20 protein-coding genes are annotated in these 21,380 nt (G+C 52.8%); 18 read left to right on the top strand and 2 right to left on the bottom strand.

The genetic code is table 11. From position 1 onward, the window contains the following. The 10 genes from dctP to BMW41_RS11065 form a co-directional block, all read left to right on the top strand. Positions 1–595, top strand: a 595-nt coding sequence (gene dctP, locus BMW41_RS11110) for a TRAP transporter substrate-binding protein DctP (protein ID WP_177171227.1), incomplete at its 5' end; no start/stop codon positions are given. Between the two features lie 132 nt (positions 596–727). Further along, entirely contained in the window at positions 728–1,234 is a 507-nt protein-coding gene (locus BMW41_RS11105) for a TRAP transporter small permease (RefSeq protein WP_074650147.1), read from the top strand. Next, positions 1,235–2,539: a TRAP transporter large permease gene (locus BMW41_RS11100; protein ID WP_074650146.1), complete on the top strand. Its 1,305-nt coding sequence runs from the start codon at positions 1,235–1,237 to the stop codon at positions 2,537–2,539. An 84-nt stretch (positions 2,540–2,623) separates the two neighbouring features. Next, a complete protein-coding gene (locus BMW41_RS11095; RefSeq protein ID WP_074650145.1) occupies positions 2,624–3,604 on the top strand; it encodes a C-terminal binding protein in 981 nt (326 codons plus the stop codon). A gap of 18 nt (positions 3,605–3,622) precedes the next feature. Then, entirely contained in the window at positions 3,623–4,660 is a 1,038-nt protein-coding gene (locus BMW41_RS11090; RefSeq protein ID WP_031472105.1) for a zinc-dependent alcohol dehydrogenase, read from the top strand. A 1-nt stretch (position 4,661) separates the two neighbouring features. Continuing rightward, the gene (locus BMW41_RS11085) at positions 4,662–5,426 is read left to right on the top strand and encodes an SDR family oxidoreductase (RefSeq protein WP_074650144.1); all 765 of its coding nucleotides are present in this window, start codon (positions 4,662–4,664) and stop codon (positions 5,424–5,426) included. Between the two features lie 98 nt (positions 5,427–5,524). Next, entirely contained in the window at positions 5,525–6,367 is an 843-nt protein-coding gene (gene kduI, locus BMW41_RS11080; protein WP_074650143.1) for a 5-dehydro-4-deoxy-D-glucuronate isomerase, read from the top strand. A 211-nt stretch (positions 6,368–6,578) separates the two neighbouring features. Continuing rightward, complete coding sequence (locus BMW41_RS11075) at positions 6,579–6,944, top strand: VOC family protein (protein ID WP_074650142.1); 366 nt, start codon at positions 6,579–6,581, stop codon at positions 6,942–6,944. A 166-nt stretch (positions 6,945–7,110) separates the two neighbouring features. Beyond that, complete coding sequence (locus BMW41_RS11070; RefSeq protein WP_074650141.1) at positions 7,111–8,064, top strand: sugar kinase; 954 nt, start codon at positions 7,111–7,113, stop codon at positions 8,062–8,064. Between the two features lie 149 nt (positions 8,065–8,213). Continuing rightward, complete coding sequence (locus BMW41_RS11065; RefSeq protein WP_074650140.1) at positions 8,214–8,852, top strand: bifunctional 4-hydroxy-2-oxoglutarate aldolase/2-dehydro-3-deoxy-phosphogluconate aldolase; 639 nt, start codon at positions 8,214–8,216, stop codon at positions 8,850–8,852. A gap of 221 nt (positions 8,853–9,073) precedes the next feature. Here the strand turns inward: BMW41_RS11065 and BMW41_RS11060 are convergent, their stop codons facing one another. Continuing rightward, the gene (locus tag BMW41_RS11060; protein ID WP_074650139.1) at positions 9,074–10,639 is read right to left on the bottom strand and encodes a GGDEF domain-containing protein; all 1,566 of its coding nucleotides are present in this window, start codon (positions 10,637–10,639) and stop codon (positions 9,074–9,076) included. 256 nt (positions 10,640–10,895) lie between these two features. On the opposite strand from BMW41_RS11060, the gene BMW41_RS11055 reads away from it, so the two are divergent. Then, positions 10,896–12,011 (top strand): alpha/beta hydrolase, encoded by a 1,116-nt coding sequence (locus tag BMW41_RS11055; RefSeq protein ID WP_074650138.1) that lies wholly within the window; start codon positions 10,896–10,898, stop codon positions 12,009–12,011. A gap of 179 nt (positions 12,012–12,190) precedes the next feature. Here BMW41_RS11055 and BMW41_RS11050 read toward each other — a convergent pair whose 3' ends face one another. Beyond that, positions 12,191–12,706 carry a QueT transporter family protein gene (locus BMW41_RS11050; RefSeq protein ID WP_074650137.1) on the bottom strand — a complete coding sequence of 172 codons (516 nt, stop codon included), beginning with the start codon at positions 12,704–12,706 and terminating at the stop codon, positions 12,191–12,193. Between the two features lie 319 nt (positions 12,707–13,025). Here BMW41_RS11050 and BMW41_RS11045 point away from each other — a divergent pair, with 319 nt between their 5' ends. From BMW41_RS11045 to scfB, 7 genes are all read left to right on the top strand, one after another. Further along, on the top strand, positions 13,026–13,628 hold the full coding sequence (locus BMW41_RS11045; protein WP_074650136.1) for a chromate transporter: 603 nt from the start codon (positions 13,026–13,028) through the stop codon (positions 13,626–13,628). Further along, positions 13,625–14,191 carry a chromate transporter gene (locus tag BMW41_RS11040; RefSeq protein WP_074650135.1) on the top strand — a complete coding sequence of 189 codons (567 nt, stop codon included), beginning with the start codon at positions 13,625–13,627 and terminating at the stop codon, positions 14,189–14,191. Before BMW41_RS11045 ends, BMW41_RS11040 begins: the two co-directional genes overlap by 4 nt. Before the next feature lie 400 nt (positions 14,192–14,591). Beyond that, positions 14,592–15,842: an HD-GYP domain-containing protein gene (locus BMW41_RS11035; RefSeq protein WP_207646885.1), complete on the top strand. Its 1,251-nt coding sequence runs from the start codon at positions 14,592–14,594 to the stop codon at positions 15,840–15,842. A 268-nt stretch (positions 15,843–16,110) separates the two neighbouring features. Further along, a complete protein-coding gene (locus BMW41_RS11030) occupies positions 16,111–18,183 on the top strand; it encodes a methyl-accepting chemotaxis protein (protein ID WP_074650133.1) in 2,073 nt (690 codons plus the stop codon). A gap of 614 nt (positions 18,184–18,797) precedes the next feature. After that, entirely contained in the window at positions 18,798–19,784 is a 987-nt protein-coding gene (locus tag BMW41_RS11025; protein WP_074650132.1) for a diaminopimelate dehydrogenase, read from the top strand. Positions 19,785–19,894: 110 nt separating this feature from the next. After that, on the top strand, positions 19,895–20,038 hold the full coding sequence (gene scfA / locus BMW41_RS11020) for a six-cysteine ranthipeptide SCIFF (RefSeq protein ID WP_074650131.1): 144 nt from the start codon (positions 19,895–19,897) through the stop codon (positions 20,036–20,038). Positions 20,039–20,236: 198 nt separating this feature from the next. Further along, on the top strand, positions 20,237–21,380 hold a 1,144-nt coding region (gene scfB, locus BMW41_RS11015), incomplete at its 3' end, for a thioether cross-link-forming SCIFF peptide maturase (protein ID WP_074650130.1).

The raw sequence follows: 21,380 nt of genomic DNA, 5'->3' as shown, positions 1-21,380 counted from the left end.
TGCTTCCACCGAGAGCGCAGGTTTCCGGTGTCTGGCGGCATACAGCCTTGGACCGAGAAACGTATACAGCCGCGACGGCGCGATCACCACTCCGGAGGAGCTGAGCGGAAAGAAGATTCGTGTCATGCAGTCGGATACCATGATTCAGATGATGAACGCGATGGGCGGCGTCGGCACTCCGATGAGCCAGGGCGATGTTTACTCCGCAATTCAGACCAAGACACTGGATGGCGCAGAGAACAATATCATCACCTATGTTGATCTGAAGCAGTATGAGGTTGCTCCGTATTACAACGAGACCGGCCATCTGATGATTCCGGATGAGCTTGTTATCTCCGCTGACGTGATGAATGCGATGAGCCAGGAGGATCAGGAAGCACTCAAGAAAGTTGCGGCAAAGTCTGTGGATACCGCATTCAAGCTCTGCGGCGAGCTTCGTGAGAAATACTACAAGCAGGCAAAAGATCTGGGCGTAACCGTAACAAAGGTTGACATCGCTCCGTTCCAGAAGAACTGCCAGACTCTGATCGACAATGTTGCAAACAGAAGTGAGACCACAAAGAACATCTATGCAAAGCTGAAAGAGATCAAGTAAGCTTCTCTGCAACAGTTTTGCCCGGATTCTTTGACAGCGTATTCCGGATTTGCAGGGCAGATCGGCTGGTTGAAGGTTAAGGGAGCCCCGCATGAAAGTGCGGGGCTCTAAAAATACGAGGGAGGTTAGGACATGAAAGTATTGAATGCGATCAAATCTGTCCTGGATAAAATTATGGAGTGGGCAAACATTGTTCTGCTCGCATGCATGACGATCCTGGTCACATATCAGGTTATCGCCCGATATTTCTTCAGTAAACCGAGCGCGGTGGCGGAGACACTGGCGCAGTATATGTTCGTCTGGACCATTATGTTTGGAAGCGCGTATGTATTCGGGAAGAGAGAGCACCTGGACATCACGGTGCTGAAAGACGTGCTGAAGCCGTTCCCGAGACTGTGTGTGGATCTTCTCATTGAGGCGGTGCTGCTGATTTTTGCCGTCACCGTCATGCTGATCGGCGGATGGGCGCAGACGACGAAGCAGATGATTCAGCTGGATGCGGCCCTCCAGATTCCGATGGGTTTCATCTATGCGGCTATTCCGTTCTGCGGCGCAGCCATGCTGTTCTACAGCATATGGCTGGCGGCGGACGATGTGCGAAGATACAAAGAAAAAATTGAGAATAAGGAGGGAAACTAAATGACGATTGCGAGTTTATCCGGTCTGGTGATGGTAGTCGGAATAGTCATCACACTGATCCTCGGTTTTCCGATCGGTCTTTCCATCGGATTCAGCTCCGCTGCGGCCGTTATGGTCATCCTTCCATTTGATAAAGCGATGATTACGGCAGCCATGCGCATGTTCACCGGCGCGAATTCCTTTTCGCTGCTGGCCATTCCGTTCTTCATCCTTGCAGGAAACCTGATGAACAGCGGCGGCATCGCGAAAAGACTGATCGGATGCGCGCAGCTGGTTGCTCATCGCCTGCCGGGATCGCTGGCACAGACGAACATCGTTGCCAATATGCTGTTCGGCGCCATTTCCGGATCCGGCGTTGCCGCTGCATCCGCGATGGGTTCGATTCTCGGACCGCTGGAGAGGGAAAAAGGATATTCCGATGAGTATTCGGCTGCGGTCAATATTGCCTCCGGTCCTACCGGAATGATGATTCCGCCGTCCAATATCATGATCGTCTATACAACGGTGGCGAGCGGTGTGTCGGTTGCGGCAATGTTTATGGCCGGCTATATTCCGGGACTCTTATGGGGTGCTGCCTGCATGGTTGTTGCGGGTGTCATGGCAAAAAAGAGAGGATATGTGGAGACTCAGCACATTTCGATGAAAGAGAGCCTGAAGATCCTCTGGGAGGGAATCCCGTCCCTGATGATGATCGTCATCGTGATCGGCGGTATCCTGAACGGCGTGTTCACTGCGACGGAAGGTTCAGCCATCGCCGTGGTCTACGCATTTGTCCTCAGTCTGATCTACAAGAACCTGGATCTGAAGATGCTTCCGAAAATGCTTTTGGATTCGGTTAAAACAACCGCGGTTGTCGAATTTCTGGTATGCGTTTCCTCGATTATGTCCTGGGTTATGTCCTATGCCAAGATTCCGCAGCTGATCTCTCAGGGACTGTTGGGAATCAGCAGCAATCCGGTTGTGATTCTCCTGATCATGAACGTGATTCTTCTGGTGGTCGGCACTTTCATGGATCCGACGCCGGCCGTTCTGATCTTTACCCCGATTTTCCTGCCGATCGTACAGACCTGGGGCATGCATCCGGTTCATTTCGGACTGATGATGGTCATGAACCTCTGTGTCGGAACCCTGACACCGCCGGTAGGCGCCATTCTGTTTGCGGGATGCCGGATCGGAAATGTGTCCATTCAGCAGGTTATCCGTCTGCTGATCCCGTTCTTTATTGCCGTTACGGTCTGCCTGCTTCTGGTGACCTTTGTTCCGGTGCTTTCCCTCGGAATTCCGCAGGCACTGGCACTGTGCTGATGACAGACCCACGGCTGGCAAATATTTCTGACGGTTCGGCATGAGGATGATGCCGGACCGGTTTTCAAGAAAGGATCTCAAACCATGGAACAGAATCCGAAGATTATCATCGTAGATTGTGACCACGACAAAGTGGATACCGAAAAGGCAGTGTTTGACAAAGCCGGAGAGGATTTCCGCTGGCTCCACTGCCTGAATGAAGAAGAAGTGATTCGCGAGTGTCAGGGAGCCGTGTGTTTCCTGAATCAGTACTGCAGGATGAACGCAAAGGTTTTTGAGGCGATTCCGACTCTGAAATTCATCGTCCGCTACGGTGTCGGAGTGGACAATGTCAATCTGGAGGACGCGACGAAATACGGCGTTCAGGTATGCAACGTGCCGGATTACGGCATGAATGAGGTGGCGGATCAGGCGCTGACCCTGATGCTGGGCGTTGTCCGGAAAGCATGGATGCTGGCGGAAAGAACCAGAAAAGGAGAGTGGAACTACGCGGATGCGATTCCGGTACACCGTCTCTCGGAGATGACGGTCGGGATCGTCGGAACGGGACGAATCGGCCGTGAGTTTGCCGAGAGAGTTCATGCGCTGAAATGCACCATTCTCGCCTATGATCCGCAGTATGCGGCATCCGGCGCGGAAAAACTCCCCTATATCACCTATGTGGATACGATGGATGAGCTGCTGGCTCAGTCGGATATCGTGTCGCTGCACTGCTCGCTCGATGAGACGAACTGTCACATGATGAACCGGGAGGCCTTCGCAAAGATGAAGGACGGCTCCTATCTGGTCAATGTATCCCGCGGCGGCCTTGTGGACGAGGAAGCGCTGGATGAGGCGCTCACTTCCGGAAAGATCGCCGGTGCCGGACTCGATGTCTTCAACAGAGAACCGATCGAAAAGGATAATCCGCTGTTCCGTCATGAGAATGTTCTGATCACGCCGCATGAAGCCTGGTATTCCGAGGAGGCGGCACTGGAACTGAAACGCAAGTGTGCGGAGGAAGCGGTCCGTTTCCTGAAAGGAGAACCGGTGAAATATCCGGTCAATCATATTGACAGGGCATAAAAGAAAGGCGTGAATGCGATGAAAGCAATTGTTTGGAAAGGCCCGGATCAGGTGGAGACGACAGAGGTTCCGAAGCCGGAGGTTCCGGCAGGATGGGCGATGGTCCGCGTATCCCATGCGGGAATCTGCGGTACCGATAAGAGTATCTATCACGGATTTCACCCGAGAGCGAAGGCCCCGCTGATCATGGGGCACGAATATGCCGGTGTTCTGGAGAGTGATGACGTTCCCGGCATCAAAAAGGGCGCGCGCGTTACGGTATATCCGCTGTTATCCTGCGGGCACTGCACGCCGTGCCGCGAAGGAAACGAGCATGTCTGCAATACGCTGGGACTGGTTGGAATCGACCGGGACGGCGGCTTTGCGGAGTATACCGTATGTCCGGCGGAGAGCATCGTCGAGATGCCTGACAGCCTCAGCATGAAGCTGGGCGCGTTCATTGAACCGGTGGCGGTGACCGTTCACGCACTGCGGGAGCGAAATTATCACCCGGGAGACAATGCAATCCTCTTCGGCGCGGGAGCCATCGGACTGGCGACGGCCTGCACTCTGAAAGCATACGGATGTACGGATCTTCTTCTCATGGAGACCAATCCGACCCGGAGAGCCAAAGCGCAGGAGATGGGATTTGAAACCGTGGACCCGACCACGGTCAGTGACATGGCGGAATTCTGCAGATCCCGCACCGGCGGCGACGGCTTTGACTGGGTCATCGACTGTGCCGGCGTGCAGCCGGTGGCAAATCACCTGTTTGACGCGGTGAAGGTGCACGGGACGATCTTTATTATCGCGGGATATGCGAAGCCGGCATCCCTTCCGCTCGGACAGGGAATGTTCAAAGAGTGTTCGATTCAGTTTACGAGAGTCTACCGGAGAAAGGATTTTGCAATCGCGGTAAAACTCGTGGCGGAACACGCGGACGATTATGAAAAGATTATTACCGCGGTCTATTCGCCGGATGACGCGAAAGCGGCATTTGCGGACGCGGTGGACCCGGGAAGCAGGAATCTGAAAATTATGTTCTGCTTTGAGAATGAGGAAGGAGATCACGTCTGACATGGCATACACAAAATTTGATTTAACCGGAAAGACAGTGCTGGTAACCGGCGGAACAAGAGGCCTCGGCCGGGGAATGGCGGAGGGGCTGGCGCAGGCGGGAGCGAAAGTCGTGATCGCCGGATCCTCCGAAGCGGTCTTCCGCACGGCGGAGGAGATGAAGCGGGATGGATTGGACGTCGCGGCGGTTCAGGTCGATCTCAGCAAAAGGGATCAGGTGGAGCCGGCGTTCCGGAAAGCGCTGGAGCTTCTGGGAGGAAAGATTGATATTCTGTTAAATGACGCTGGCGTGCAGCGAAGAAACATGCCGGAGAATTTTACGGATGAGGACTGGTATTTTGTATTGGAGGTCAACCTGAATGCGGTCTTTAAGCTCTGCAAGCTTGCCGGAAACGAAATGCTGAAGGCGGGGCACGGAAAGATCATCAACATGGCTTCCATGCTGTCGTATTTCGGCGGACACACCGTTCCGGCGTATGCGGCCAGCAAGGGCGGCGTGGCCCAGCTGACCAAAGCGCTCTCCAATGACTGGGCGGGCCGGAACATTCAGGTCAATGCCATCGCTCCGGGTTATATGGCGACGGAGATGAATACCGCGCTGGTCAACGACAAAACCAGAAATGCCGAGATTCTCGGCCGCATTCCGGCAGGCCGCTGGGGCAATGAGGAAGATATGAAAGGTCTCGCCATTTTCCTTGCCAGCGAGGCGTCCGATTACATCACCGGAGCAGTGATTCCGATCGACGGCGGATATCTAGCAAAGTGATGCCGGGAATGATGAGACAGAAAAGGATATACAGAATAGAGAGAAAAGACTGATCGCGCCGGAAAAAGGGGTGGTCGGTGACAACGAGGTGACAGAAGATGGATATTCGTTACAGCACAGGACCGGAAGATGTAAAACGTTATACCACGGAGGAACTCCGGAAGGAATTTCTGATCACGGATCTGTATCAGCCGGATCAGGTGAAGGCAACTTATTCCCATGTGGACCGCATGGTGGTTGTGGGCATCATGCCGGTTCATGAAACCGTTCCGGTGGACAAGGGAATCGATATCTGGAAGAATTTCGGAACCCATTTCTTCTTTGAGAGAAGAGAGGGCGGCGTGTTCAATCTCGGCGGCAGCGGCGTGATTCTGGTGGACGGAACGGAATACAGGATGGGATTTGAGGATTGTCTTTATATCTCCATGGGCTCGAAGGAGGTCACATTCCGAAGCGACGATCCGGAGAATCCCGCAAGATTTTACATGGTCTCCGCGCCGGCGCACAAGCCCTGCAAGACAACCTTTATCAGCTTTGAACAGGCCAACAAACGCCCCTGCGGGGACGGAAAGACCGCGAACAAGCGTGTGATCAACCAGTTTATCCATCCGGATGTATTGGAAACCTGCCAGCTGTGCATGGGACTGACCCAGCTGGCGGAGGGCAGCGTCTGGAATACCATGCCGGCTCACACACATGAGAGAAGAATGGAAGTTTACACCTATTTCAATATTCCGGAGGGCCATGCGGTGTTCCATATGATGGGACAGCCGCAGCAGACCAGACACATGGTGGTTCAGAACTTTGACGCCATCATTTCCCCGTCCTGGTCCATTCATGCCGGATGCGGAACGTCAAATTATACCTTCATCTGGGCGATGGGCGGCGAAAACAAAGAATTTGACGACATGGACGAGATCGCGATTCCGGATATGCGATGAAGCGCGGTGAAGCGGTCCGGACGGGAAACCACGCTGAACGGAACGCTTGAAAGGAAAGATTCAAACCATATTGGAGGATCCGGTCCGAGTCTGAGTAAATCCGGCTTGGGCAGGATTCCGGAGGACAAAAGTTTGAAAGTAAACTTTCAAACTTTGATTGACGGCTCAAATAGACAAGCAAGCTTGTCTGCTTGAGCCTGGAGGACAAGATATGAGAGAAGATGTTAAGAAGTTTGATTTTGAACTGGCGCATGTCGGCATCAATCACGACAATGCGGAGGAGGCAAAGAAGACGGCTCAGGTGCTGGCGGATCTTTTCGGATTCGAGCTTCGCGAGACCGAGGGCAGTATTTTTGTCAACGAGCAGTTTGAACTGATGAAGCGGCAGTATCTCGGAAGACTCGGGCATATCGCGGTCCGCACCAGTCACATTGACGAGGCAAAAAAATATCTTGAAGACAAGGGGATTGCGTTTGATGAGGACTCGGCCGGATATGCGCCGGACGGTCAGCTGAATGTGATCTATTTCCGGGACGACATCGCGGGATTCCGGTTCCATCTTACCAGAAGACAGTGAGCGGACGGAGCTCACTTCCCGGGGGATATGCTCCGGCGGAGTGAAGACGTACCGCGCGGATGTGCACGGACGCTACGACGCGAGAGGAAAAATGCGGAAAAAAGCTGCGGCGTCCGTCGCGAAGGATCCGTCAGCGGGTCTTTGAAATGTAGCAGGGGAGGAAACAATGAGCAGGAAAATTCTGACACTGGGGGAGCCGATGGGACTCTTCATTGCCCAGGAGGAAGCGCTGCTGGAAAATGTGCGCCATTACAGCACCTCGGTAGCCGGCGCGGAATTCAACGTGGCGGTGGGGCTCACAAGGCTTGGACACACGGTGGGGTATCTCACAAAGCTTGGAAATGATCCGTTCGGACGCCAGATCGTGAATGTCATGCGCGACAACGGCATTGACACATCGATGGTTATGTTCAGCGGAGACCGCCAGACCGGGTTTATGCTGAAGAGCAAGACCAGCTGCGGGGATCCGGATATCTACTATTACCGTAAGGGATCCGCTGCTTCCACGATCTCGGTGAAGGATGTGGAGAGTCTGGATCTGACGGCGTGGGATGCGCTCCACACATCCGGTATTCTTCCGGCGACAAGCGAAAGCGCGCATGAGGCCTCCCGATATCTGATGAAGAAAGCAAAAGAAGCCGGGATTCCGGTTTTCTTTGATCCGAATCTTCGCCCGCAGCTCTGGAAGGACAGGGAAATCATGATCCATGCGATCAATCAGATGGCGGTTCTGGCCGATTATGTGATGCCGGGTGAAAACGAGGGCGAGGTTCTGTGCGGAAGCCGGGATCCGAAAGCGATTGCGGATTTTTATCTGAACCTCGGCGTGAAGTGCGTGATCGTCAAGACCGGAGCTTCCGGCGCGGCGGCGTATACCGCGGACTGCGGGTTCTCGGTTCCGTCCTTCCAGCACGGACCGATCGTGGATACGGTCGGCGCGGGAGACGGCTTTGCGGTGGGCGTGGAGAGTGCGCTTCTGGAAGGTCTGAATCTGATGGATGCGGTTCGGCGCGGCAATGCGATCGGAACGATCCAGATCATGAATGTCAGCGACAATGAAGGATTGCCGACCCGAGAGGAACTGGAGACTTTTATCAAGACGACCCCGGCGGCGATCTGAGCAGAAACAGAATCTGGAATCCGGCGGTCTGCCGGTTTCCGATGAGATACGGAAGGTCACCGGGACGGAGCGAGCGGCAGCGCAGCGGGCAGCGACGTTGGAGTAGTCGGCGGCGGAGCGAAGAGAACGGCGATCGGAAAGGACAGAGGATGAACGTAATCGAGAGAATCGGAGAAATCGGGATTATCCCGGTCATTAAGATCGATACACCGGAACATGCGGTTCCGTTGGCAAGGGCGCTCTGCGAGGGCGGGCTTCCGGCGGCAGAGGTGACATTCCGGAGCAACGCTGCGGAGGAATCCATCCGCCGGATTGCAAAGGAAGTGCCGGAGATGCTTGTGATTGCGGGAACCGTGCTGGATCCGGTGACGGCGGAAAAAGCCGTCCGGGCCGGTGCACAGGGAATCGTCAGCCCGGGGCTGAATGTGGAAACCGTGCGCTGGTGCGTGAAGCAGAATGTTCCGGTCATTCCGGGAATCGCCTCGCCGAGTGAACTGGAGACGGCGGTTCGGGAAGGCCTCGAGGTGGTGAAGCTTTTCCCGGCCGAGGTTCTGGGCGGCGTCAGTATGCTGAAGGCACTGGCCGGGCCGTATGCATCGGTGAAAATCATGCCGACCGGCGGTGTAAAGCCTTCCAATGTGCGGGAATACCTCGCGCAGAAAAATCTCATCGCCTGCGGCGGAACCTGGATTGTTCCCGGAGATCTTCTGGCGAAGGAGGATTTTGACGGAATCCGGAAGCTGGCGGCGGAAGCGGCGGCAATCCGCGATGAGATGAGACAGAAATAAGGCTGAGATACGACTGAGATAAGACAATATTCCTCCATCAAAGAGACGAAACACGCTTCGCGGGTTTCGAACGTTTCGCGGCAGCGCGCCAAGGCCCCGTGCAAGCACAGGCTTTGGCGCGCTGCTCGCGTAAGCAAACAAGGCACGCCATGTCGGAATTCCGGCATGGCGTGCCTTGCTGTCAGAAAGCTGCCGATACGGAACGGACAGGAGGGAAAAAATCAGTCGGTCCGCGCGGCTTTCATTGCTGTTTTGTTCTCATACATCAGACTGTCTGCACGCTTGAAGACGCTCTCTATGTTTTCATCCTGACCCGGAGTGAAACGGGTCCATCCGATGGCAGCCGATACCTGCTCCCACGGAGAGAGGGATTTATCGAGACTGATATCCTGAAGTGTCCGGCGGAACTGCTCCACAAGGTTTTCTGCATTGATGTAGTCTTCATTTTCCAGAATGACAACGAATTCATCGCCGCCGATCCGGAATACCGGTGAGTGGCTGAAGGTGCGACAGGTGATTTCGCAGATCCGTTTGATGGCGAAATTGCCCTTGTCATGGCCGTAGTTGTCATTGATCCGTTTCAGGAAATTCAGGTCGATCATGGCGATGCCGAATGCCGTAAATCCTTCGGCGGTCATGCGGTATTCGATGCGGTTCACCTCATTGTCATATGCCAGCCGGTTCCGGATTCCCGTGAGGGCGTCGCGCTCGGCCTGAAGCCCGAGCATCTGCATCTGTTCCCGGGTGACATTCAGTTCTGTCCGGGCGGCAATAAGATTCTTCATATGTGTGTCCAGCTCCAGAATCATGGCGGCAATCTGGCTTGACAGCGCTGTGATTTCATTGCGGTGCCGGATGTCTTTGGTGATGAGATTGGCGATGGTTACGTCTTTGGTCTCCGCGTAAATTCCGACATTTTGCTGGAGAGAGCGGAGTTTCTTGAGATAATAGTGGTTGATGAATATAAGGAGAATCATGGAGGAGAGGAAAATGATCAGACCGATTTCGCTTCCGAGGCGGACACTGTTTTTCAGAATCCTCCGGTTCACTTTTTCAATCTCGATTTCCGCACCGATCACGCCGATCGTCTTCCTGTGAATGGTAAGGGGAGTATAGTAGGCGTAGGTATTTCCGTATTCATATTCGTCACCGTAGACATCATAGCCGTTCGGTGCAATTCCGGTGTTCCAGGCCTCCCACATCTTCTCGTGCTTTTCCAGCGGTTCCTCCACATCCAAGCAGATGAACATGTCGCCGCTTCCGTCCTCTTTCTCCATGCGGACACCGTCGATGACATAGTACATATGAAACGGCTTTTCGGAGGGGGTGATGTAGTAGGTGTAAATGACGCCGAATTCTTCTCTGGCTTTTTCAAAGATTCCGGTCCAATAGATATAGTTATAGAGCGCAAAAGAGCGCGCCGTTTCCGGCTCGAGCTCTTCATAGGAAAAATCGACGCCAACCGTGCGGCCGGGGTAATGCTCCGCAAGCATGCTGATCATCTGGTTTTTGGCTTCCCGGTAATCGGTGGAAAAATCAACCGGAAGAGAAAGTTCATCCCGGTGCCGGATCAGATAATTCTGGAACGCAATAAACTCTTCGCCGTCCGCTTCCATCAGGGAAGACAGATAACGGCCGACGTTCTGAATCCGCTCCTGACATTCGTTTTCATAATTTCTGGTCTGTTCGCGGTAGGTCAGAAAACCGGTGATTCCCATGATAAGTATGGTAATGAATACAAAAAGGATCGAGAGTTTAAAGAGAAGGCTGTCGGTTTTTTTGTTCATAATCATTCCTCCGAAAAAAGGAAATCATGCCGTAAGTCTGTCTATTAATATCGTCGGTTTTGCAGAGAAATATTATATTAGAAAATGATTTTTCGACAGCGCGTATGGCGGAACGCCGGTTCCGGTGAGGTGGATTTGCGGAAGCAAACAAAAATATAGGAATGTTCTCCGGGATCTGTTTCATGGTATCATAAAAACAGAGTTCCCGCGGGGGGCGGGATGTCTCTGGAAAAGGGAAAGGAATGAAGGTAAGAATATGAGAAAATGGTTATCAGCTGCAGCTGCGGCGGCTGTCGGCATGATGGTATGCCTCGGAATGGGCGGCTGCGGAAACGGAGCAGACGGACAGGTTTTGCAGACCGCACAGACTGCACCGATGCTGCCGACGGTAAAGAGTTCGGAGACACCGGGTGCGGAGCCGGAAGCGAAGAATGGAGCTGCTGAGGCGGAGGTTCATCCGGAGAAGGAGAATACGGAGACTTCTGCGGAGGAGAAGCGGTCCGGATGTTCTGCAGAGTATGAGTACCGCGAGGTTCCGCTTGTTCGAAACGGAGTGGATCTTCATCTTGTACGGATCAGCCGGGAGGACGGGGAACCGGAAAAGGACATCCTTCTGGTTCACGGTGTGACGTATTCCTCCCATGAATTTGATATTCCGTATCAGGATTACAGCCTTGCGCGGAAACTGGCGGAAAACGGATACGGCGTATGGCTTCTGGATATTGCCGGATTCGGACAGTCGGGAACGGTGGGGGACGGGTTCCTGCCGGATTCGGATTACGCCGCGGAAGATGTGAACGCAGCCGCAGAAAAAATCACGGAGATCTCGGGGAGGGAGAAGACGGATGTCCTTGGCTGGAGCTGGGGAACGGTTACGGTGAGCCGCTTCGCCGCGGCACATCCGGAACACATCGGAAAGCTGGTTCTCTATGCGCCGATTCTCTCCGGTGTGGGGGAATTTGAAGTGACGGAGCCGTTTCATCGTAATACCTGGGAGCATGCGGCAGAAGATTTTCAGAAGACAAAAGACGGAGCCTTTGATGATGCCGTCTCCGATCCGGTTCTGCGGGAAGTCTGGTGTTCGAACTGCTGGCATTATGACGGGGAGTCCAGTCCGAACGGAGGAAGACGGGATATCTGCGTGGCTGCGTCGCGGAAACTGATCGATCTCTCTGCGATTTCGAACCGGACGCTGGTTATCTGTGGCGATCAGGATCCCTATCTGAATTATGATCTGGTGAAGGATTGTCTTCGGGAACTGCCGGAAGGGTCGGAATTGGAGATAATTCCCGGCGGATCCCACATTGTTTGCGCGGAGAAGCCCTACTACCATGATTTTCAGGACCGGCTTCTCCGGTATCTTTCTCGGTGACACGGAAAGGTTCTCTGAAATGATACAACATCAAAACCGCCCGGAACCGGCAATCAGCCGGAACCGGGCGGTTTAAACCTTTTTTATTTCATAATGATAATTTTTCTGACTGCGTCTTTCCGGAAGCCGGAAGAGAGGTGCGGGATCATCGGATCCGGTCATTGGAGCCGATCACCGGATCACATCTGCGGGTCCGGAACGTTCGCGTCTTCCGAACGGAAGATCGCTCTCTTGTGGCGTACAAGAGCGTAATACAGAATGCAGCCCAGGATGCCGCAGCCGAGCACTTCTCCCGCGCCGACGGTCAGAGCCATGAAGGGGATCGGAAGTTCAACGCCGTACGCGTAGCGAAGGACAAACGGAACCACCAGCATGTTGGCGGCAATCGGCGGAATGCATCCGAAGAACGGCTGGCGGTTCCGGAGCATCCAGGTTCCGTATGCGCCGGCCAGTGTAGCGAGACTTCCGCAGATGATATCCGGAAGAACCGCACCGCCCAGCATATTGCCGAGGATACAGCCGACGAAAAGGCCCGGAATGGCTGCCGGTGTGAACATCGGCAGGATGGTCAGTGCTTCGGCGATTCGCAGCTGGACCTCTCCGAAGGAAATCGCTGCAAACACATATGTCAGAGTGACATAGAGAGCCGCGATCAGCGCTGCCTGGGTGATTCGCAATACATTTTTGTTTCTCATTTTCTGTTGGTCTCCTTTAGTTTTGTTTTACATGAGGAAGGTTTCGAACTCATGTGTTTCTGTTTGCTGAAAAATCAGCGTTCCTACCATATCACAGTTGAGACGATAAGGCAACCGCCCCTTCTGCGGGCGGTTTTATGCGCAGTGCGGCATGAAGGGCGGGGGCTGTCGGTATACCGCGCCGCAGGAACCGCACAAGTGCTCACCCGGATCCGGCTTTTCGTGGTATACTCTCCGTGACATACAGGAGGATGACCGGAGCCATGGCGGGAGAATCCTCCTTTCCGGAATATCGGAGTGAATGAAGAAAGGAATAAACATGAATACGGAAAAAAAACGGGAAACGGGAAATTCCCTGCCGGAATTATTTCTGGTTTTTGCGAAGATCGGAATGTTCACCTTCGGCGGCGGATATGCGATGATCTCCCTTATTGAAGATATCTGTGTGGAAAAGAAACGATGGATCACCCATGATGAAATGATGGATGTCACGGTGATCGCGGAATCCACGCCGGGGCCCATCGCAATCAACTGCTCAACTTTTGTGGGATATAAGCAGAAAGGGCTTCCCGGAGCGCTGGCGGCCACGTTCGGAATGGTTTTGCCGTCCTTCGTGATCATTTTTCTGATCTCCTCGTTTCTCGACCGCTTTCTGGAGATTCCGTGGATCGTAAATGCGTTTCGGGGCATCAAAACAGCAGTCGGGCTTCTGATTCTGGACGCCGGATGGAAAATGCTGCAGAAGACGCGGAAGAAGCAGAAGAGCCGTAGGCCGGATCTGTTTCTGCTCTTTGCATTTGCGGCGATGACGGCCGCTAACGTGTTCGCCGTGAAGATTTCCTCCATCGCGGTGATGCTTCTGTGCGGTTTTGTGAGTCTGGCGCTGTATCTTGCGGCGGAGCGGAAAGGGGATGCAAAATGATTCTGGCGGATTTGTTCATCGGATTTTTGAAAGTCGGATGTTTTGCATTCGGCGGGGCATACGGCGCGATTCCGCTGATCCGGGATGTGGTTCTCCATTACGGCTGGATGGATGAAGAGATGATTGCGTATATGATTGCGGTCGGTGAGAGCACGCCGGGACCGATTATGGTCAATATGGCGACTTATGTCGGAAGAACACAGGCCGGCGCGACCGGAGCTGCGGTGGCTACCGTTGCGGTGGTGATCCCCTCCTTTTTGATCATTCTCCTGGTGCTCGGTATCTTAAAGAAAATCTGGAATCATCCCTGCATGCAGGCGGTCCTTCGCGGACTGAAGCCCTGCATGACGGGGATCATCCTTGCAACCGGCGTGAATATGACCGCAAGGAATGCGTTTGTTTTGACGAACGGAGCCCCGGAAGTTTGTCCCGCGGTGATGACGGTTCTTCTCGCGGTGGTCTATTACGGAAGCCGGAGAATCCGGAAAGGCGGCATTTCCCCGATTCTGCTGATTGTAATCTCCGCGGCGGCCGGCACGGTGATCTATGGGATTCAAATTTGATTGCTCAATATTGAATGAAATTTATCTTCATAAATATATACATAAAAGTGAAATATGATACAATTATTGATATAATGTAAGAATAATAGACCGCTTGTTGCGGACCGCCGACTTGCAGCCGGACGGATCCGGAGCGGTTAGCGGAACACGGAGATTTTTCTGACGGAGTCCGCATTCGAATAAAAGAAAGCCCCTTATGCAGCGCGGTCCCGGCGCAAAGAGTTTCCGGAAAGAGGAATTCTCTGGACAGGGAAATGATTACGAGCAGAAGGAGTAGTAGATGAAGACAGAAGGCAGAAAGAAAACTGTTTTGTTATTCATTGTTTCACTTGCGGTAATACTCGCAGTCTTTTTCGGTGGAGTGTTTCGGACACGGGCTTACAACCGGACAAAGCATCGGATGACCACGACCGGGGAAGAACTTTTTACCACGGAGATCGATAAATCAAAGCCGGTCAGCATCAATGCCGTTCCGAGAGGCAGTACATGGTCGAAGGCGTTTGATCTGAATGACGAGGGGCTGACGGAACACAACTTCCAGGCATATACGTATGATTTTACCGTGATCAATCATACGCAGGATGAAGTGGCGGATTTTTCGTTTGTTCTGACCTTCAACCAAGATGTCTTTCTGTCCTCCGCATGGAACGGTGCGCTGGAAATTCACCAGCATACGAATGGCGGAGAGATCACAGCAACCGTTCCTGATCTGAGGGAATTTCATCCGGATGACTATCCGCTGAAAACGTTCGCTGTTGACGGGGAACCGTTTATCGCGTTGCATGCCGGCGATTATTGCAGATATATTCCGAGTGCTACGATGAATGCCCGCGAAGTGCCGATCGCTCCGAAAGAGGGAACTACGCCGGGAATTATCATGTATGTCCGGATCGGCGAGGACATTAGCGAATCGACGCTGGAGCTGGAGTACAAGTTTCACCGTCTGCTGAGGAGTGAACCTCTTGCCCGGATTGCAGGCTGCTGTCTGGGAATCTGGCTCGTCGCGCTGATCATCTTTGCGATCACGTCAGCTCAGATCAAAAAGTATAAAGTGCTTCATGAACGGGACAATATCATCATCAATGAGTCCATCGAGACTTTCACCGGCTTCATTGATGCAAAGGATCCGTATACCAACGGTCACTCGAAGCGTGTGGCGCAGTATACCAGGCTGATCGCGGAAGAGATGGGATTTGAAGGGGAGGAGCTTGACCGGATATATTACATAGCTCTTCTGCATGACTGCGGCAAGATCGGTGTTCCGGATCATATTCTTGGGAAACCGGGCAGACTGGATCTGGATGAGTATCAGATCATCAAGACGCACACGGTGCGCGGCGGAGAAATCCTGAGCCGGTTTAAGAGTCTGAAAGATGCCGGAATGGGTGCACTCTATCACCACGAGCGTTATGACGGAGGCGGCTACCCGGAGGGAAAAGCCGGAGAGGAGATTCCGCTGATTGCCCGCATGATCTGTGTGGCCGATTCCTTTGACGCCATGAACACGGACCGTGTCTATCGAAAAAGACTGTCCAGACAGTGTATTGTCGATGAACTTGAGTCCGGAAAGGGACGTCAGTTTGATCCGAAGATCGCGGATATTATGCTGGATCTGATTCGTAGGGAAAAGATTTCGACAGAAGACCGATAATGGAAGAAGGAAACGGAGCAACGATGACGGAAGAACGATAACCGAAGAAGGAAACGGTGAACCGTTCCGGATCGGAAATGCCTTTCGTCCGAAATATTCCACGGATTATTTCGGATGAAGGGCATTTTTTGTTAAAAAAAGGGTATAACAGGCTATATTTTTTCGGCATATGTCGATAATAATCATAGAATGCGATAAAAAACCGGACAAGATGAGTCTGAGAAGAGACAGGAATTCTGAGAATCTCCTGTCGGAGGAGGAATTAGTAATGAAAAACACCTATAACAAATCTGTGAAAGGAAAAAGACACAGCCTGAAAATTCAGATTCCTGCAATTGTCAGCGTATGTGCGGCCGTTATCATCCTGATCATGTGTATTGCGTTCAGCACTATGTCTGGAGGACTGATAAAGACAATTTACGGCGATCAGCTGAAAACCGCATCGCAGACAAACGTCGTGACCATGGAAAAGTATATGGACGGCATGCAGATTTATGCAAAGGCGCTGGGCGAAAGTGTCATGAGCTGTCAGAAACTCGGACGGGAAGTCGGCGAAGAGACGATCATCGAATCTCTGAGCTCGGCAGTAAAGTCCGGCAGCTGCTTTTCCGCGTATTTTGCCTTTGAACCGAATGCCTTTTTTCCGGATACGGAAGATGGCCTTTCCTATTATGTGTACAGCAGCGGAAACGGTATTCAGACTGATATCCTGAATGACTACGCGACATACAGCACCGAAGACTATTACGCGCCGACAAAACAGATGATGTCGACGCATATCACAAAACCGTATGAATATGAACTGTCTGACGGAACCAAGACCTGGCTTATCACGCTCAGCACCCCGATCGTGGCGGACGGAAAGTTCATCGGTGTTGCGAACTGCGACATGCTTCTGGATAAACTGAATGAGCTGAATTACAGTGACGGTGGATATAAGACTTCTTATGTGGCATTTTCCGATGAGACCAATGTCTATTCTGCACATACCGGAGATGCCTCCAAAGTCGGAACCGAGGCGCCGTTCCCGCAGGCCGTTCTGGATGATGTACTCGGACAGGATCACGTTCGTCTCTCCGAGGCGAAGGATCCGCTGACCGGAGAGCCGTGTCTTGTGGTGTTCACACCGGCAAAACTGGAAGGAACCGACATGCAGTGGATCAATTCCATGATCGTTCATACCAGTGAGATTTACAAAGGTCTTTACGGTATCATCGCGGCGATCGTTGTGATCGGTATTCTCGGACTGGCCGGCATCGCATTGGTAGCATATTTTGTTGTGCGCCGGGCCCTTGCTTCTATCAAACCGCTGACAGAGATGGCGCAGTCCGTTGGGCAGTTTGATCTGAAAGCCGCTGACCGGGACATTGATTTCCCGAAGAATGAGATGGGAGAACTTGCGGATGTATTCCGCGATATGGCGCACAAACTGAAACTGGTGCTCTCGGATGAGGATGAAGTTCTGGCGGCGATGGCGGACGGAGACTTTGTGACCACCAGCAGCCGTGAACACATGTATATCGGAGATCTGGCCGGAACCAACCAGTCCATCAATAAGATCCGCCGTATTTTAGGTGATTCTCTCCGCCAGATCAGCACGTCGTCCAATCGCATTGCGGACAGCGCGGCGCAGATTTCGGGTGGAGCACAGGCTCTCGCGCAGGGCGCGACGGAGCAGGCCGGTTCCATTCAGGAGCTGTCCTCCACCATCAGTGATGTCAACTCACAGGTTCAGAATAATGCGGACAATGCGTCCGGTGCCAGTGAGATTGCGAGAAAGACCAAAGAAGCCATCGAGATCAGCAATCAGGATATGGAAAAGCTTACCGGAGCCATGGATGAGATCGCAGAGGCTTCCCAGAAGATTCAGGAAGTCATCAGCATGATTGACAACATCGCGTTCCAGACCAATATTCTTTCCCTGAATGCGGCGATCGAGGCGGCCCGCGCCGGCGAGGCCGGAAAGGGATTCGCGGTTGTTGCGGATGAAGTCGGAAACCTTGCAAACCGAAGCGGAAGAGCGGCACAGAGCACCGGCGAGCTGATCACCCAGGCGGTGGAAGCCGTGGAAAAAGGAAAAGCCCTTGCCGCGGAGACAGCGGATGCGCTCAACCGCGTAAAGGATTACGCGGAGGAGACCGACGTGATGATCACGAAGATTTCGGATGCATCGAAGAGCCAGGCACAGGCACTGGATCAGATCACCATTGGAATCGATCAGATTTCGACGGTTGTTCAGACCAACTCTTCCACATCGGAAGAGAGTGCGGCGGCGAGCATCGAGCTTTCCGATCAGGCAGATCACCTGAAGAAACTGGTGGATCCGTTCCGCCTTTCCTGAGAGAACGGAATCATCCGGTGAAATCGGTCGTTTGGGCCGGTGATCCTGCTCATAACATATTTTTATCAGAGAACCTCTGCACCCGCTGCGGTGCGGAGGTTCTCGTTTTTTTCGCGAGCACGAGCCAAAGTCTGTGCTTGCACGAGGCCCTGGCGACTGCCGCTAAACGTTCGAAACCCGCGACGCGTGTTTCGTCTCGTTTCATGGGAGATTACTTCAAAATTCCCTATGAAACAAAAACGCTTCGCGAGGCTGTGCACGCCACTGTAAGCAAAATCCATTACGCTTGACAAAACCTGCCTCAGCACGCTGTTTCACTAAGCGGCATAGCCGTCAGGTGAAATATGCGTCGCTGAGTGCTCCGCCAGGGAGGGGGGCACCTTGCGGTGACCAGCAGAGGACCTTGCGCCAAAACATAAAAAGATGGAATGCTCTTTATAATGAAAGATTATTGAAAATGAGAATTCGGTATGACAAGCCGCCGGTTTTTGAAAAAAATACATAAAAAACTTTGTGGGATGACAATCTCCGCGTTATAATACTTTCCATGTAATTGTTATGAATAGAATCGCTGTCATAACCAAGCAGCTGAACATCAAAGAAAGGAAAACAGCATGAGCATTCGAATTGGTATCATGGGATATGGAAACCTGGGCAGAGGAATCGAGATCGCTGCAAAGGAAGCTTCCGATATGGAGATCGCTGCGGTATTTACCAGAAGAGATCCGTCTTCCGTTAAGATTCTCACCGAAGGCGTTCCGGTTGTGAGCGTGGATGAGGCGGAGAAATGGAAAGACAGGATCGACGTGATGGTTCTCTGCGGCGGATCCGCAACCGACCTTCCGGTGATGACTCCGAAGTATGCGGAGATGTTCAATGTCATCGACAGCTTTGATACTCACGCAAGAATCCCGGAGCATTTTGCCAATGTAGACGCAGCGGCGAAGAAGGCAGGAAAGATCGCCGTGATCTCCTGCGGATGGGATCCGGGCATGTTCTCTCTGGCAAGGGTTTATTCCAACGCCATTCTTCCGGACGGAAAGGATTACACTTTCTGGGGCAAGGGCATTTCCCAGGGACACTCCGACGCGATCCGCCGTATTGAGGGCGTGCAGGATGCGAAGCAGTACACTATTCCGGTGGAGAGCGCACTGGAGGCGGTAAGAAGCGGATCCCAGCCGGAACTGACCACCAGACAGAAGCATTTAAGAGAGTGCTTTGTTGTTCTGAAGGACGGCGCTGACGCGGCAAAGGTGGAGAAAGAGATCAAGGAGATGCCGAACTACTTCTCTGATTACGATACCACCGTTCACTTCATCTCTGAGGAAGAGCTGAAGAAGAACCACGCGGGAATGGCACACGGCGGTTTTGTGTTCCGCAGCGGCAAGACCGGCGCGAACAAAGAGCACTCCCACATCATTGAGTACAGCCTGAAGCTGGATTCCAATCCGGAGTTTACCACAAGCGTCATTATCGCTTATGCGAGAGCGGCTTACCGGATGCATCAGGAAGGTCAGACCGGCTGCAAGACGGTTCTGGATATTGCACCGGCATATCTTTCCGAGATGAGCGGTGAAGAGCTGAGAGCGCATCTTCTGTAATCGCCTGTTACTGTATTTCCGGGGGAACGATTGACACTCGTTCCCCTTTGATGTATCATTATTCAGATAAAATATATTTCCGCTGGGTAACAGCAGAGAGGGGATAGACTATGAAGCACATCATGACATTAGACACACGTGACATGAACAAGAGCATGGAGAACGGCGGTTGCGGCGAGTGCCAGACATCCTGCCAGTCTGCTTGCAAGACAAGCTGCGGTATCGCAAATCAGCAGTGCGAGAAGAAGAACTAAGATATAATTTCGGTCGTAAAGACAAAGATTATATTGTCTCCGGCGGAAGGCGGCGCCCGACGGGGAATGCTTCGCATGATTATGCGGCGCCGATAAGAACATGGAGCACGAAGTGCGAAATATTCGATTGTATCGAAACATTCCGCCGGCCGGGGCGTGGCATCACGCCCCGGTCGTTCTGCGTTAAGGAGAAAAAGTATGATTCACCAGTATAAAATGAACGGTTACAACATCGTTCTTGATGTATATAGCGCAAGTATTCATGTGACGGATGATATGGCCTACGATGCCATCCATCTTCTGGACGAGGGAAAGCCGGAGGATGAGGTGAGAGGCGAGATCCGCCGCATGTATCCGGATGCCTCCGAGGAGGATATCCGCGACACCTTTGACGATATCGAGGAACTGGTAAAGAATGACAAGCTCTTTACCAAAGATGTCTTCCGCCCGGCGGCGAATTACCTGAAAGACAGGGGCACCGTTGTCAAGGCGCTCTGCCTTCTGGTGGCGCACACCTGCAACCTGAACTGTTCCTACTGCTTTGCGTCACAGGGCAAGTTCCACGGTCAGCAGGGACTCATGGATTTTGAAACCGGAAAGGCAGCCATTGATTTTCTGGTAAAGAATTCCGGTATGCGCAGAAATCTGGAGGTCGATTTCTTCGGCGGAGAGCCGCTCGTGAACTTTGATGTCTGTAAGAAGATTGTCGAGTACGCGCGCTCGATCGAGAAGGAGCACAACAAGAATTTCCGTTTCACACTGACCACCAACGGCGTCAACGTAACGGACGAGGTCATCGAGTGGGCCAACAAAGAGTGCTATAATGTCGTGCTTTCTCTGGACGGAAGAAAAGAGGTCAATGACCGCTTCCGCGTGGATGCGATGGGCAACGGATCCTATGACAGGATTGTGCCGAACTTCCAGAAGTTTGCGAAGGCAAGAGGCGATCAGAATTATTACATGAGAGGAACATTCTCTCATTTCAACACGGATTTCACAAAGGACATTTTCCATATGGCGGACGATCTCGGCTTTACCGAACTCTCCATGGAGCCGGTTGTGACCGATCCGTCCAGCCCAAGCGCCCTGACCGAGGAAGATCTGCCGGTTCTCTACGAGCAGTATGAGATCCTTGCAAAGGATATGCTTCGCAGAGAGAAAGACGGAAAGCCGATCACGTTCTATCACTATATGATCGATCTGGAGCACGGACCGTGTGTATATAAGCGTGTTTCCGGATGCGGATCCGGCACCGAGTACCTGGCGGTGACCGCATGGGGCGATCTCTATCCGTGCCATCAGTTCGTCAATGATCCGGAGTACAAGATGGGCAATGTCTATG

The organism is [Clostridium] aminophilum, from assembly GCF_900101295.1.
GTDB lineage: Bacteria > Bacillota > Clostridia > Lachnospirales > Lachnospiraceae > Clostridium_R > Clostridium_R aminophilum_A.
This window is presented reverse-complemented; position numbering and strand designations above follow the sequence as displayed.